The organism is Limnobaculum eriocheiris (assembly GCF_021010575.1).
Lineage (GTDB): Bacteria > Pseudomonadota > Gammaproteobacteria > Enterobacterales > Enterobacteriaceae > Limnobaculum > Limnobaculum eriocheiris.
In genome coordinates this window covers 1-13345 of the sequence record NZ_JAJNAG010000029.1, presented here as the reverse complement: position 1 = coordinate 13345, position 13345 = coordinate 1, and the positions used below count along the sequence as shown (strand labels likewise).

Below are 13345 nucleotides of genomic sequence, written 5' to 3'. Positions count from 1 at the left end.
AAGTAAAAAGGATCCCGAAAAACAGGGGGCGAAAGCGATAGTACAATGTTGAAAATATCATAATGTGACCACTTGTGATTCAAAGACTGTGTATATGCTTTTATCAGACTCTGAATAGGTGATTTATATCCTGTACCTGATTAATACAGCTATTAAAATATAGGCCTATACGCAGGCTGAATCAAACTAACGGCAATAGAACCAGATTGTGGATGGGGGAAATAGGGTGAAAACAAGAGGGAAGAACAGGCTCCAAAACCACCATCTACAGGCGAGAAATGATTCTGGAGCAAGAAGATTAGACGCTGACTATTTTTTTAAGTAAGGTCCGTCAGTTACGGATTTTCGTTCAACCAGCTCAGGATGCAGTTCAATAGAGTGTGAGGTTTCGCGTTTATTGATGATCCGGTCTAACAGCATATCCAGTGCCATTACCGCCAGGATCTCTTTTGGCTGTTGAATGGTGGTGAGCGGTGGATTATAGAAACGGGTATGGCGAATATTGTCATAACCAATAATCGAAATATCTTCCGGGACACGAAAACCCATCTCTCCGGCAGCGCATAAAGCACCCATGGCAATGACATCACCACCGCAGAATAAGGCAGTAGGACGCTTTTTCAGCTTCATAAGCTCCACTACGCCATCGTATCCTTCCTGCGGCTGGAAGTCGGCCTCAATAATCCACTCAGGAAGAATATCGATATTGGCTTCTTTCAATGCATGAAGAAAACCTTTATGGCGCTCGCGACCGGTAAATTCATTTAACTGGCCAGTGATAGTGGCGATTTCCCGGTGTCCACGATCTATCAAATAACGGGCAGCTAAATAGCCACCATGAAAGCCGTTATCTTCGATATTATCGGTAAAACCACTGTGTTTGTTCCAGTCCATTACCATCATCGGGATAGCGTGATAATTTTCCAGCAGTGAAAGCAGCGGGGGATGATATTCGGAACACATTACCAACAGACCATCAACACGCTTCTGTGCCAGCATCGCCAGATAGGCCTGTTGTTTTTCTAAATCATTTTGTGTGTTGCATAAAATTAACGTATAGCCTTTTTTATAACAGGCTTCTTCAACGGCCTGAATGACTTCAGCAAAATAGGGGAAACCGCTGGCCGTTGCCAACAGACCAATAGTTTTTGTGTTATTCACCTTCAGACTACGGGCAACGGCGCTGGGAGAATAACTAAGCTCTTTAATGGCTGCCCATACGGCAGCTTTGGTATCTTCGGCGACAAAACGCGTTTTATTAATAACGTGGGAAACCGTAGTTGTTGAAACCCCGGCGTGTTTTGCCACATCTTTTATAGTTGCCATGAAACAGAGCACTCCTGAGCTTATACTGGTATCAAATACAGTGTAAGCTGATATGTTAACGTTTGCCTTTGTTTATAACCAACGCATTACACATTAAAAGCAAAACGGTGTAGAATTCCTTTAACCATCACTGCTTGTGGCTGATATACCTTTCAGTGATAACAGGCGGTGAATTTTGGCGCATTTGATACAAAAGTCCAAGAGATATCATGGAAAAATCGCTTTGGGGTATACATTTTTGTTGAGCGCCTTACAATGAGCCCGAGTCTAATCACGTTTATGTAAAGGAAAAAGATATGTCTGCTGAATTGAGATGGTCACTGAGTACCGTAGTTTTCGCTTTATTTGTTATCGTTACTTACAGCTTAATTGCAGTAACTCACTAATATATTAAAAGCTCGATTCATCATATGGATCGAGTTTTATACATTCTGACAGGGTATTAAAGATCAATGAATGACTACTCTGTTTGGACATTGTCAGATTATGTTCCACTAAACCGGAGCATAATTTTTTTGTGATTGATTTGATGAAAAATCGGTGTTTCAACATGGAGGCAGAATGACTCACCAACAGGCCAGTGCAGTGGCGTTGATCAAACGTATTGCGGGGATCATTATTTTTGTTCCGGCATTCGTTTCAACAATTATATCTGTACTGAAGTATTTGGTTGTACCTAAAGCTAACATGCAAGAGATGACCGCGACGATTATGGATTTTCTGCAGGTCATTATTAAAATTGTTCGTCAGTACACCTCATTCCTTGAGTATTTTTGGGCGAATTCCCCGATACCGGATATTCTCCATTGGTCTGCCAGTAGCAGCCTGTGGTTTATTGTGATCTTCATGCTAATGTTTATCGGTTTGGCATTGCAGGCTTCCGGAGCGCGTTTAGCTAAACGCGTGTATAACGTGAAGGAAGGCATCAGAGAAAGAGCGATACTGGAAGCGATGAATGGCGATGAAGCTCGCTCATTTGCAGAGTTAGAGAAGCTGATCTCTATACCCAACACTTCGATCTTTGCACAATACGGGTTGCTATACATTTCCCCGGTTTTCTGGGGTATTTTTATCTATATCATCCTGTATCTGATCAATCGACTTTAATAATCCCCCATTGCCTTCTACGCTTAATACTACAGACCGGTAATTGTACCGGATCTGTAGGTTAACCTTTAGGTCTCACGCGGCCTGCGATATAAAAATCAACATGTAGCGATATTTTTAGACCAAAGCTGTGCATTGGATCGAAGTTTCGCTGGAATCAAAAGGTTAACCTGAGTCTATCTTGATCATAATCTTGGGGTGATGTCATGTGGCAATCCGTCAGTCGTTTATTAAGTGAGTATCTGGGTGAGACTTATACAATTACTGAAAAGGAGGAGTTGTCAGGGGGTGATATCCATCATGCTCGTCGGGTAAGCAACGGCAAAAAAGAGGTTTTTATCAAGTATGACACAAGAGATATTCTGCCTATCTTTAATGCGGAGTTCGATCAGCTAACGGCATTAGCCAAGAGTGGTACGGTTCGGGTGCCAGAGGTTTATGGCGTTGGTTACGATCGTGATTTTAGTTTTCTGCTGCTGGAATACCTACCGTTAAAGCCATTGGATGCCCATCATGCTTACTGTCTGGGGCAGCAACTGGCCCGACTGCACCAGTGGAGCGATCAACCACAATTTGGTCTGGACTTTGACAGCGATTTAACTACCACTCCACAACCTAATCGTTGGCAGCGCTACTGGAATGTGTTTTTTGCAGAACAACGTATCGGGTGGCAACTTCAGTTGGCCGCTGAAAAAGGGTTGAATTATGGGGATATTGATACCATTATCGATATTGTCAGTCATCGCCTGAAAAGCCATCATCCACAACCTTCGTTGCTTCATGGTGATTTATGGCCGACAAATTGCGGCGTTAGCGCCGTGGGGCCAATCATTTTTGACCCGGCATGCTACTGGGGCGATCGTGAGTGTGACCTGGCTATGTTACCGCTGTATCCTGATTTGCCACCGCAAATATACGACGGTTATCAAAGCGTTTGGCCATTACCCGCCAGTTTTATCGATCGTCAGCCGTTATATCAACTCTATTACCTGTTAAACCGGGCTAATCTGTTTGGTGATGAACATATTAACGTCGCGCAACAGGCGGTAACACAACTGTTTGGGGATGAGTTGTAATTATCAATTAATGCCTGTCAAAATAACTTTTTGGCGGGCATTCTAGTTTACCAGCACGGAATATCAGGGGCGATAGTGCAGACACCGCTATTTTTTGAGGATTATCTTCATTTGGTTTTTGGAAATAACATTAGATTCATGAACGCTGTTTGTTCCCCGATTATTGTGGAACTTGCTCTGGTATAGCGGAAAAGTCACGTTTGATTGTGAATATGACGAAACGCGGGCCTGTTATACCAAATACCGGATGGAAACTCAGGCGGAATGGGCGATCGCCAGCGTGGAATTGACACAGGATCCTGAAGAGATCTATCTCTCACCCCGAGTAGTTGATTAGTGATGCTCGATTGATACTGAGTCAGCAGGGCTTTTTTCATTTTGTACTATCCAGTTACTGCGCTCGGTGTTAAAATTCGCCCTTCGTTTTTATAAAACGTAAACCGACAAATCAATGTGTGTACACAATTGGGCGGCCGTTCGATAACTGTGAGTCGAGAAAGGTATCAATCCATTGATTTAAATATAAAAAATATTATTTGCATGTGATCTGGCGTATGGGTCACCACTGTAACTAAGGAATTATCATGCCAGTTATTACTCTTCCTGATGGAAGTCGACGTCAGTACGACCATGCCGTTTCAGTTATGGATATTGCTCGTGATATCGGTCCCGGCCTGGCTAAAGCCTGTATCGCCGGTCGTATTAACGGTGAGCGTATTGACGCTTGCGATCTGATTGAAAACGATGCGAATCTGGAAATCATTACCGTCAAAGACGACGATGGTCTGGAAATTATCCGCCACTCATGTGCGCATCTGTTAGGCCATGCGATTAAGCAGCTTTGGCCTGATACCAAAATGGCAATTGGTCCAACTATCGACAATGGTTTTTACTATGATGTTGATATCGACAGAACGTTAAATCAGGAAGATATCGATCAGCTTGAACAGCGAATGATGGAGCTGGTTAAGAAAGATTACGATGTCATCAAGAAGAAAGTTAGCTGGCAAGAAGCACGGGATACTTTCGAAGCCCGTGGTGAAATTTATAAATTACGTATTCTTGATGAAAACATCAGCCGTGACGCACATCCGGCGCTGTATCATCATGAAGAATATATCGACATGTGCCGTGGTCCTCACGTGCCGAACATGCGTTTCTGTCATAACTTCAAGCTGCAAAAAGTTTCCGGTGCTTACTGGCGCGGCGACAGCAATAATAAAATGCTGCAACGTATTTATGGCACCGCATGGGCCGATAAAAAGCAATTAGCGGCCTATTTGCTGCGTCTGGAAGAGGCTGCCAAGCGCGACCATCGCCGTATTGGTAAGCAGCTTGACCTGTACCATATGCAGGAAGAAGCGCCAGGTATGGTGTTCTGGCACAATGATGGTTGGACGATTTTCCGCGAGCTGGAAGCGTTTGTACGCATGAAGCTCAGAGAATATGATTATCAGGAAGTGAAAGGGCCATTTATGATGGACCGCGTGCTGTGGGAAAAAACCGGGCACTGGGAAAACTATAAAGAAGCCATGTTCACCACGTCCTCAGAAAACCGTGAATATTGCATTAAGCCAATGAACTGTCCGGGACACGTGCAGATTTTCAATCAGGGTCTAAAATCATATCGTGACCTGCCGTTGAGAATGGCTGAGTTTGGTAGCTGTCATCGTAATGAGCCTTCAGGTTCTCTGCATGGTTTAATGCGAGTTCGTGGCTTTACTCAGGACGATGCACATATTTTCTGTACTGAAGAACAGGTGAGGGCGGAAGTAACCAACTGTATTAAAATGGTTTACGATCTGTATAGCACTTTTGGTTTCGAAAATATCAGTGTGAAACTGTCCACTCGTCCTGCAAAGCGTATTGGTACTGATGTTATGTGGGACAGAGCCGAGCACGATCTGGCAGAAGCACTGACGGCTAACGGTCTGGAATTTGATTATCAGCCGGGCGAAGGGGCGTTTTACGGTCCTAAAATTGAATTTACTTTGCATGATAGTTTGGATCGTGCATGGCAGTGTGGTACTGTGCAGCTCGACTTTTCATTACCAGAGCGTTTAAGCGCTTCTTTTGTTGGTGAAGATAACGAGCGTCACGTGCCGGTAATGATTCACCGTGCCATTTTAGGTTCATTAGAACGCTTTATCGGAATTCTGACTGAAGAATGTGCAGGTTTCTTCCCGACATGGTTGGCTCCGCAGCAGGTAGTGGTAATGAATATTACCGACGGTCAGGCCGAATATGTCGAAGAATTAACGAAAAAACTGCAGGCTGCTGGTATTCGTGCTAAAGCAGACTTGAGAAATGAGAAAATAGGCTTTAAAATCCGCGAACATACTCTACGACGTGTGCCATATATGTTAGTCTGCGGCGATAAAGAGGTAGAAGTCGGCAAAGTTGCCGTTCGTACCCGCCGTGGCAAAGACTTAGGCAGTCTTGACGTAAGTTACGTGATTGAAAAACTGCAACAAGAAATTCGCAGTCGTAGTCTTAATCAACTGGAGGAATAAGGTATTAAAGGCGGAAAAAGAGTTCAAACAGCGCGTCCTAATCGCATTAACAACGAGATTCGCGCCCGTGAAGTGCGACTAACAGGCATCGATGGCGAGCAATTGGGAATTGTTAGTCTGAATGAAGCACTGCAAAAAGCAGAAGAAGCTGGTGTTGATCTGGTAGAGATCAGCCCAAATGCTGAGCCGCCAGTTTGCCGGGTCATGGACTACGGTAAATTCCTCTATGAAAAGAGTAAGGCTACGAAAGAGCAGAAGAAAAAACAAAAAGTTGTCCAGATCAAGGAAATTAAATTCCGACCTGGTACAGATGATGGCGACTATCAGGTAAAACTCCGCAGCCTGGTTCGCTTTCTGGAAGAGGGTGATAAAGCTAAAATCACACTGCGTTTCCGCGGTCGTGAGATGGCTCACCAGCAGATCGGTATGGAAGTGCTTAACCGCGTCCGTGACGATCTCGCCGAACTGGCCGTTGTTGAATCCTACCCAAGTAGGATTGAAGGACGTCAGATGGTGATGGTGCTCGCCCCTAAGAAGAAACAGTAAGGCATACAAGTAATAATGCCCGGGTGGTTAATCCCATCCGGATTTTATTCGCCCAACTGGTTCGTTTTATTAACAATGCGAAGTGGATATATTTAAAATGCCAAAGATCAAAACTGTGCGTGGCGCAGCGAAGCGCTTTAAAAAAACCGCCTCTGGTGGTTTTAAGCGTAAGCATGCCAACCTACGTCATATTCTGACTAAAAAAGCTACTAAGCGTAAACGTCACCTGCGTCCGAAAGGTCTGGTCTCCAAAGGGGATCTGGGTCTGGTCGTGGCATGTCTGCCATACGCATAACTTTTAATTCAGATAATAAGTCGATAGGAGAGAGCATATGGCTCGCGTAAAACGTGGTGTAATCGCACGTGCACGTCACAAGAAAATAATGAAGCAAGCGAAAGGTTACTACGGTGCCCGTTCGCGCGTATATCGTGTTGCCTTCCAGGCAGTAATCAAAGCAGGACAATATGCTTACCGTGACCGTCGTCAACGTAAGCGTCAGTTCCGTCAGCTGTGGATTGCACGTATTAACGCTGCTGCCCGTCAAAACGGTTTATCTTACAGCCGTTTCATCAATGGCCTGAAAAAGGCTTCTGTTGAAATCGACCGTAAGATTCTGGCTGATATCGCCGTATTCGACAAAGTGGCATTTGCTGCTTTAGTTGAAAAAGCAAAATCAGTTCTGGCGTAAGTCAGATGAAAGAGGGGGTGAAAACTCCCTCTTTTACTTTTTTTGTTTAAATACGTGAAATTAAACGGCATACGTAGTATGGTCAGTTTCAATGCCTTTTATAAGCTTGATTTTTAACACTAACCAGAATAATAACAAGGTAACGCAAGTATGAATTCTGCTATTTTCCGTTTCTTCTTTTACTTTAGCTCCTGACTCCGGGAGGCTTGCGCGTAAGAGAAGAAACGGAAACTAGCGCCAAAAGCCTCCTGATGGAGGCTTTTTTGTTGCCTGAAGTAATATTGATAATTAACAGTATCGTTGTTTTATAAACCGGGTTTCATTACCAGATATCGGAACTCCAGAGCCGGAAGAAGAGGAAAATAATGCCACATCTCGCTGAACTGGTTGCCAATGCAAAGGCGGCTATAGAAGAAGCCCATGATGTTGCCGCGTTAGATTTAGTTCGCGTGGAATATTTAGGCAAAAAAGGTCACCTGACGCTGCAAATGACATCGTTGCGCGATGTTCCAGCAGAAGATCGCCCTGCCGCAGGGCAGGTTATTAATCAGGCCAAGCAGGAAGTTCAAGATGCCCTGAACGCCCGTAAGCATACGCTGGAATCAGCGGCACTGAATGCCCGTCTGGCAGAAGAGACCATTGATGTCTCTCTGCCTGGCCGTCGCATGGAGAATGGTGGATTACATCCGGTAACCCGTACCATTGACCGCATTGCGGACTTCTTTGGTGAGCTGGGCTTTGCCGTGGCTAACGGCCCTGAAATTGAAGATGACTACCATAACTTTGATGCACTAAATATCCCGGGCCACCATCCGGCACGTGCGGATCACGATACTTTCTGGTTTGATGCCAAGCGTCTACTGCGTACCCAGACTTCTGGCGTACAGATTCGTACCATGAATCAGCAGCAGCCGCCTATTCGTATTATTGCTCCGGGTCGCGTATATCGTAACGATTACGATCAGACGCATACCCCGATGTTCCATCAAATGGAAGGGCTGATTGTTGATAAAGACATTAGCTTTACCAATCTGAAAGGAACAATTCACGACTTCCTGCAGAATTTCTTTGAAGAAGACTTACAGGTACGTTTCCGCCCATCTTATTTCCCGTTTACAGAGCCTTCAGCTGAAGTCGATGTGATGGGTAAAAATGGCAAATGGTTAGAAGTACTGGGTTGCGGCATGGTGCATCCAAACGTATTGCGCGGCGTTGGTATTGATCCTGAAGTTTACTCCGGATTTGCCTTCGGTATGGGTATGGAGCGTTTAGCTATGCTTCGTTACGGTGTCACCGATTTACGTGCCTTCTTCGAAAACGATCTTCGTTTCTTAAAACAATTTAAATAATAGCAGGAGCCAAAACATGAAATTCAGTGAATCCTGGTTGCGTGAATGGGTTAACCCTGCGATTAGTCGTGACCAATTGTCTGAACAAATTACCATGGCCGGTCTGGAAGTAGACGGCGTGGAACCGGTCGCCGGTGAATTTACCGGTGTAGTGATTGGCCGGGTTGTAGAGTGCGGTCAACATCCAAATGCGGACAAGCTGCGCGTAACGAAAGTGGATGTGGGTGGCGATCGCCTGTTGGATATCGTTTGCGGTGCACCTAACTGCCGTAAGGGATTAACCGTAGCCTGTGCCACCGTGGGTGCCGTACTGCCGGGTGACTTCAAAATTAAAGCCGCCAAACTGCGCGGAGAGCCTTCTGAAGGCATGTTGTGCTCTTTCTCTGAGCTGGGTATCAGTGACGATCACAGCGGCATTATTGAACTGCCGGAAGATGCGCCAATCGGTCAGGATGTACGGGAATATCTTAAATTAAATGATGCCACCATTGAAATCAGCGTAACGCCAAACCGTGCCGACTGTTTAGGCATTATCGGTGTTGCCCGCGATGTGGCAGTGATTAATAAGCTACCGCTAAACCAGCCTGATATGTCTCCTGTGGCACCAACCATTCAGGATGTTATCTCCATTCAGGTGGATGCCAGTGAAGCTTGTCCACGTTATTTAGGCCGGGTAGTTAAAGGCATTAACGTGAAAGCGGCTACCCCGTTATGGATGAAAGAAAAGCTGCGCCGTTGCGGTATTCGCTCTATCGATCCGGTTGTGGATGTTACTAACTACGTTCTGCTGGAACTGGGCCATCCAATGCATGCGTTCGATTTAGCGCGTATTGACGGCGGTATCGTTGTACGTATGGCAAAAGAGAATGAAGAACTGGTTTTACTGGATGGTAATAAAGTGAAACTGGGTCAGGACATTGTAGTAATAGCCGATCGTCAAAAGCCATTGGCGATGGGTGGAATTTTTGGCGGTGAGCATTCTGGTGTTAACGAGGAGACCAAAGATGTCTTCCTGGAAAGCGCTTACTTTAACCCATTAGCTATTGCGGGCCGCGCACGTCGTTTTGGCTTACACACCGATGCCTCCCATCGTTATGAAAGAGGGGTTGATCCGGCGTTACAACAAACCGCATTAGAAAGAGCGACTCGCTTGCTGCTGGATATTTGTGGTGGTCAGCCGGGTCCGGTTATTGATACCACCGATAAAACCACGCTTCCGATACGCGCGACCATTGTACTGCGTCGAGAAAAGTTGGATAAACTGATTGGCCATGTTATTTCTGATGAACAAGTAAGCGATATTCTGAGTCGTTTAGGCTGCGAAGTTTCTCGTGAAGGTGCTAACTGGAAAGCCGTTGCGCCAGGCTGGCGTTTCGATATGGAAATCGAAGAAGATCTGATTGAAGAAGTTGCCCGGGTTTATGGTTACAACAGTATTCCAAATATCCCTCTACGCGCCAATCTGGAGATGACTCCCCATCGTGAAGCAAACCTGCCGTTACGTCGGGTAAAAGCATTACTGGTGGATAAAGGGTATCAGGAAGCCATCACCTATAGTTTTGTTGATCCTAAGGTACAAAATTTACTGCACCCTCAACAGGATGCGTTAATTTTACCTAACCCAATTTCGGTTGAAATGTCTGCTATGCGCCTCTCTTTATGGAGCGGTTTACTGACTTCCGTCGTGTATAACCAGAACCGCCAACAGGGTCGTGTACGCCTGTTTGAGAGCGGTTTGCGCTTTGTTCCTGATGCGGCAGCAGAATTTGGTGTCCGGCAGGAGGTTATGCTGGCGGGTGTTATTGCAGGAAATCGCTACGAAGAGCACTGGAACCTTACGCGTGAAGCAGTTGACTTCTATGATTTAAAAGGCGATCTTGAGTCGGTGCTAGAATTGACGGGTAAATTGTCGGAGATTGAATTTAAAGTCGAAGCAAACCCTGCGCTACATCCCGGCCAAAGTGCGGCTATTTATTTAAGTGGCGAACGCATTGGATACATTGGTGTAGTGCATCCTGAGCTTGAGCGTAAGCTCGATCTCAATGGTCGTACAGTGGTATTCGAACTGTTGTGGGACAAGGTTTCAGAGCGTCGAATACCGCTTGCCAGAGAGGTTTCCCGCTTCCCGGCAAACCGTCGTGATATTGCAATTGTTGTGGCTGAAAGCATACCTGCTGCCAATGTATTAGAAATATGTAAAAAAGTTGGCGTAAATCAGATGGTTGGCGTAAACTTATTTGACGTATATCGAGGTAAGGGTGTCGCTGAGGGGTATAAGAGCCTGGCTATCAGTCTGACATTGCAAGATACCACGCGTACGCTAGAAGAAGAGGAAATTGCCGCTACCGTTGCAGAATGCGTAGAGGCATTGAAACAGCGATTCCAAGCATCCTTGAGAGATTGAACCTATGGCGCTTACTAAAGCTGAAATGTCTGAACACTTGTGCGAAAAGCTTAACCTGAGTAAACGTGATGCAAAAGATCTCGTTGAACTGTTTTTTGAAGAAGTTCGTAAAGCTTTGGAAAATGGTGAGCAAGTCAAACTTTCCGGATTCGGTAATTTTGACTTGCGGGATAAGAGTCAACGCCCGGGGCGTAACCCAAAAACTGGCGAAGATATTCCTATCACCGCACGCCGGGTAGTCACTTTCCGTCCGGGTCAGAAGTTAAAGAGCCGGGTTGAGAACGCTACGCCGAAAGAATAAGACATCAGACCTAAAAAGGCCGCGCACGCGGCCTTTTTCTTTTGTATCATCAACTCATATTAACTATCCGAGAACCCTGTAACGACATGGGATTGCGTTTTACTCAGCTTCAGCAAAGACAACAGCGTACAGACAGAATAAAACTCTGTTTGCTTGCGCTGCTTTTAATCATCACCATTTTTATCAGCCTGTCAGCCGGGGATATCTGGCTACCACCTCAGCAGTGGTTTAGTGAGCAGGCTCGGTTGTTTGTCTGGCAATTGCGGCTTCCCAGAACATTGGCGGTGGTCGCCGTAGGGGCGGGGCTGGCAATGTCGGGGGCGGTCATGCAATCACTGTTTGATAATCCACTGTCAGAACCCGGATTGCTGGGTGTTGCTAACGGTGCGGGTGTTGCGCTGGTGCTGACTATTTTACTGGGTGGTGGTTTGTTACCCGTTTGGTTGCTGAGTATGAATGCTATTTTGGGTGCATTAATACTTACATTGATTTTATTAGGGCTATCCCGGCGCAAACTGCTGCCGGGGGCCAGACTGTTGCTGATTGGCTTTGCTTTAGGAATTGCCTGTAGCGCTATTATGACCTGGGCGGTCTATTTCAGCTCCAGTATGGATTTACGTCAGTTATTGTATTGGTTGATGGGCAGCTTTGGCGGCATTGGCTGGCAGCAAAAATGGTTAATATTGGCGTTAGTTCCGGCACTGGTTTGGCTGATTTATCAGGGCGATAAACTTAATTTGCTCTCTTTAGGGGAAGATCAGGCACGTCAGTTAGGGGTGCCATTAGTGGTCTGGCGTAATATTTTTGTCATGATTATCGCCTGGATTGTGGGCACCAGTGTTGCTCTGGCCGGAATTATTGGATTTATTGGGTTAATTGTTCCCCATATATTAAGGCTGGCTGGCATTACCGATCATCGTTACTTGCTAACAGGTTGTGCTCTGACGGGGTCAACGCTTTTGTTGATGGCGGATTTAACATCCAGGGTTGCCATGACATCTGCCGAGTTACCTATTGGCGTTATTACTTCAACTATTGGTGCACCGCTTTTTATCTGGATGTTATTACGGCATGCTAAAACTTACTGATATCTCAATTAATTCCCGTTTATCCGGAATAACCGTCTCAGCGGGTTCGGGAAAGTTGATACATGTAATAGGGCCAAACGGCGCAGGAAAAAGCTCTCTGTTAGCCTCAATTGCAGGACTACTGCCTTATCAAGGGACAGTTGAATTGCAGCAACAAAATATTCATGATTATCCGGCGATAAAACTGACCAGCATGCGGGCTTACCTCAGCCAACAGCAGGACAACAGAGCAATGATGCAGGTTTTTCAGTATATCGCCCTGCATCAACCTAAAATGGCAACATCAACAGATGCTGAAGCAGTCGTGATGTTTTTAGCGGAACAGCTGGAATTAACCGATAAGCTTAGCCGACCATTAAGCCAGCTCTCTGGTGGCGAATGGCAAAGAGTGCGACTGGCTGCGGTATTTTTACAGGTTTGGCCAGCTTTGAATCCGGAAGCCAGGTTGCTGTTGCTTGATGAACCAATGAACAGCCTTGATGTGGCACAGCAGGCGACATTGGATAATTTGCTCTCACAGTTTTGTTTACAGGGTGCCAGTGCTATTGTCAGCGCCCATAATTTAAATCATACGCTACACCATGCCGATGAGGTCTGGTTACTATACCAGGGGCAACTGATCGCTTCAGGTACGGCAGCAGAAGTGATGTCAACTCAACAATTAGAAAGAGTCTTTCATATTAAGTTTGACTTATTCCAGATTAATGAACAGCGTTGGTTAAAACCAGTTAGTCAAAAATTTTAATGATTTTTTTGGTTATAAAGATTTTATTTGAGGCACATCACACTAATAGTTTTTCTGTCATTTATTTCAATTAAAGGTCGTGACGCAGATTTAGTGGTAATGATTGATCGTCAGATACCATCCGATGATCTTATCGTGCATTTCTTCTGACTTTGAGAAGCAGATAGTCTTGCGGGTCAACCGTTTAAGATGGGTTCGCAA

General features: G+C 45.4%; 15 protein-coding genes and 1 other annotated feature. Of the genes, 13 read left to right on the top strand and 2 right to left on the bottom strand.

The features are described 5' to 3' along the window. Positions 1–309: 309 nt before the first annotated feature. Entirely contained in the window at positions 310–1326 is a 1017-nt protein-coding gene (purR, locus tag LPW36_RS12195; protein WP_230609967.1) for an HTH-type transcriptional repressor PurR, read from the bottom strand. A gap of 296 nt (positions 1327–1622) precedes the next feature. Here purR and cydH point away from each other — a divergent pair, with 296 nt between their 5' ends. The 13 genes from cydH to btuD all read left to right on the top strand — a co-directional run bounded on the left by cydH (position 1623) and on the right by btuD (position 13144). Beyond that, positions 1623–1712 (top strand): cytochrome bd-I oxidase subunit CydH, encoded by a 90-nt coding sequence (gene cydH, locus LPW36_RS17985; protein WP_168189621.1) that lies wholly within the window; start codon positions 1623–1625, stop codon positions 1710–1712. A 175-nt stretch (positions 1713–1887) separates the two neighbouring features. Then, positions 1888–2433: a YniB family protein gene (locus LPW36_RS12190; RefSeq protein ID WP_230609966.1), complete on the top strand. Its 546-nt coding sequence runs from the start codon at positions 1888–1890 to the stop codon at positions 2431–2433. A gap of 206 nt (positions 2434–2639) precedes the next feature. Further along, positions 2640–3509 carry a fructosamine kinase family protein gene (locus LPW36_RS12185; RefSeq protein WP_230609965.1) on the top strand — a complete coding sequence of 290 codons (870 nt, stop codon included), beginning with the start codon at positions 2640–2642 and terminating at the stop codon, positions 3507–3509. 584 nt (positions 3510–4093) lie between these two features. Further along, complete coding sequence (thrS, locus tag LPW36_RS12180) at positions 4094–6022, top strand: threonine--tRNA ligase (protein WP_230609963.1); 1929 nt, start codon at positions 4094–4096, stop codon at positions 6020–6022. Positions 6023–6025: 3 nt separating this feature from the next. Next, positions 6026–6568, top strand: coding sequence for a translation initiation factor IF-3 (infC, locus tag LPW36_RS12175; RefSeq protein ID WP_230610018.1), 543 nt, complete (start codon positions 6026–6028; stop codon positions 6566–6568). Between the two features lie 97 nt (positions 6569–6665). Then, positions 6666–6863, top strand: coding sequence for a 50S ribosomal protein L35 (gene rpmI / locus LPW36_RS12170; RefSeq protein ID WP_029095034.1), 198 nt, complete (start codon positions 6666–6668; stop codon positions 6861–6863). Positions 6864–6900: 37 nt separating this feature from the next. Then, complete coding sequence (rplT, locus tag LPW36_RS12165; RefSeq protein ID WP_027273088.1) at positions 6901–7257, top strand: 50S ribosomal protein L20; 357 nt, start codon at positions 6901–6903, stop codon at positions 7255–7257. A 145-nt stretch (positions 7258–7402) separates the two neighbouring features. Next, positions 7403–7525: a sequence feature (Phe leader region), on the top strand. Next, positions 7408–7452: a pheST operon leader peptide PheM gene (gene pheM / locus LPW36_RS12160; RefSeq protein ID WP_157953066.1), complete on the top strand. Its 45-nt coding sequence runs from the start codon at positions 7408–7410 to the stop codon at positions 7450–7452. Its footprint overlaps the feature before it by 45 nt. Before the next feature lie 97 nt (positions 7526–7622). After that, complete coding sequence (gene pheS, locus LPW36_RS12155) at positions 7623–8606, top strand: phenylalanine--tRNA ligase subunit alpha (RefSeq protein ID WP_230609961.1); 984 nt, start codon at positions 7623–7625, stop codon at positions 8604–8606. Positions 8607–8622: 16 nt separating this feature from the next. Next, on the top strand, positions 8623–11010 hold the full coding sequence (gene pheT / locus LPW36_RS12150; RefSeq protein ID WP_230609958.1) for a phenylalanine--tRNA ligase subunit beta: 2388 nt from the start codon (positions 8623–8625) through the stop codon (positions 11008–11010). A 4-nt stretch (positions 11011–11014) separates the two neighbouring features. Then, positions 11015–11311: an integration host factor subunit alpha gene (gene ihfA / locus LPW36_RS12145; RefSeq protein ID WP_029095030.1), complete on the top strand. Its 297-nt coding sequence runs from the start codon at positions 11015–11017 to the stop codon at positions 11309–11311. An 86-nt stretch (positions 11312–11397) separates the two neighbouring features. Beyond that, on the top strand, positions 11398–12399 hold the full coding sequence (btuC, locus tag LPW36_RS12140; RefSeq protein ID WP_230609956.1) for a vitamin B12 ABC transporter permease BtuC: 1002 nt from the start codon (positions 11398–11400) through the stop codon (positions 12397–12399). Continuing rightward, positions 12383–13144, top strand: coding sequence for a vitamin B12 ABC transporter ATP-binding protein BtuD (gene btuD / locus LPW36_RS12135; RefSeq protein ID WP_230609954.1), 762 nt, complete (start codon positions 12383–12385; stop codon positions 13142–13144). Before btuC ends, btuD begins: the two co-directional genes overlap by 17 nt. A gap of 90 nt (positions 13145–13234) precedes the next feature. Here btuD and LPW36_RS12130 read toward each other — a convergent pair. Beyond that, positions 13235–13345 (bottom strand): IS1 family transposase (locus LPW36_RS12130; RefSeq protein WP_230607651.1); only part of this gene is annotated, 111 nt, incomplete at its 5' end.

What these genes read in the sequence shown, in the direction of transcription:
- purR (WP_230609967.1), bottom strand. Translation starts at nt 1,326, where the DNA reads ATGGCAACTATAAAAGATGTGGCAAAACACGCCGGGGTTTCAACAACT.
- cydH (WP_168189621.1), top strand. Translation starts at nt 1,623, where the DNA reads ATGTCTGCTGAATTGAGATGGTCACTGAGTACCGTAGTTTTCGCTTTA.
- LPW36_RS12190 (WP_230609966.1), top strand. Translation starts at nt 1,888, where the DNA reads ATGACTCACCAACAGGCCAGTGCAGTGGCGTTGATCAAACGTATTGCG.
- LPW36_RS12185 (WP_230609965.1), top strand. Translation starts at nt 2,640, where the DNA reads ATGTGGCAATCCGTCAGTCGTTTATTAAGTGAGTATCTGGGTGAGACT.
- thrS (WP_230609963.1), top strand. Translation starts at nt 4,094, where the DNA reads ATGCCAGTTATTACTCTTCCTGATGGAAGTCGACGTCAGTACGACCAT.
- rpmI (WP_029095034.1), top strand. Translation starts at nt 6,666, where the DNA reads ATGCCAAAGATCAAAACTGTGCGTGGCGCAGCGAAGCGCTTTAAAAAA.
- rplT (WP_027273088.1), top strand. Translation starts at nt 6,901, where the DNA reads ATGGCTCGCGTAAAACGTGGTGTAATCGCACGTGCACGTCACAAGAAA.
- pheS (WP_230609961.1), top strand. Translation starts at nt 7,623, where the DNA reads ATGCCACATCTCGCTGAACTGGTTGCCAATGCAAAGGCGGCTATAGAA.
- pheT (WP_230609958.1), top strand. Translation starts at nt 8,623, where the DNA reads ATGAAATTCAGTGAATCCTGGTTGCGTGAATGGGTTAACCCTGCGATT.
- ihfA (WP_029095030.1), top strand. Translation starts at nt 11,015, where the DNA reads ATGGCGCTTACTAAAGCTGAAATGTCTGAACACTTGTGCGAAAAGCTT.
- btuC (WP_230609956.1), top strand. Translation starts at nt 11,398, where the DNA reads ATGGGATTGCGTTTTACTCAGCTTCAGCAAAGACAACAGCGTACAGAC.
- btuD (WP_230609954.1), top strand. Translation starts at nt 12,383, where the DNA reads ATGCTAAAACTTACTGATATCTCAATTAATTCCCGTTTATCCGGAATA.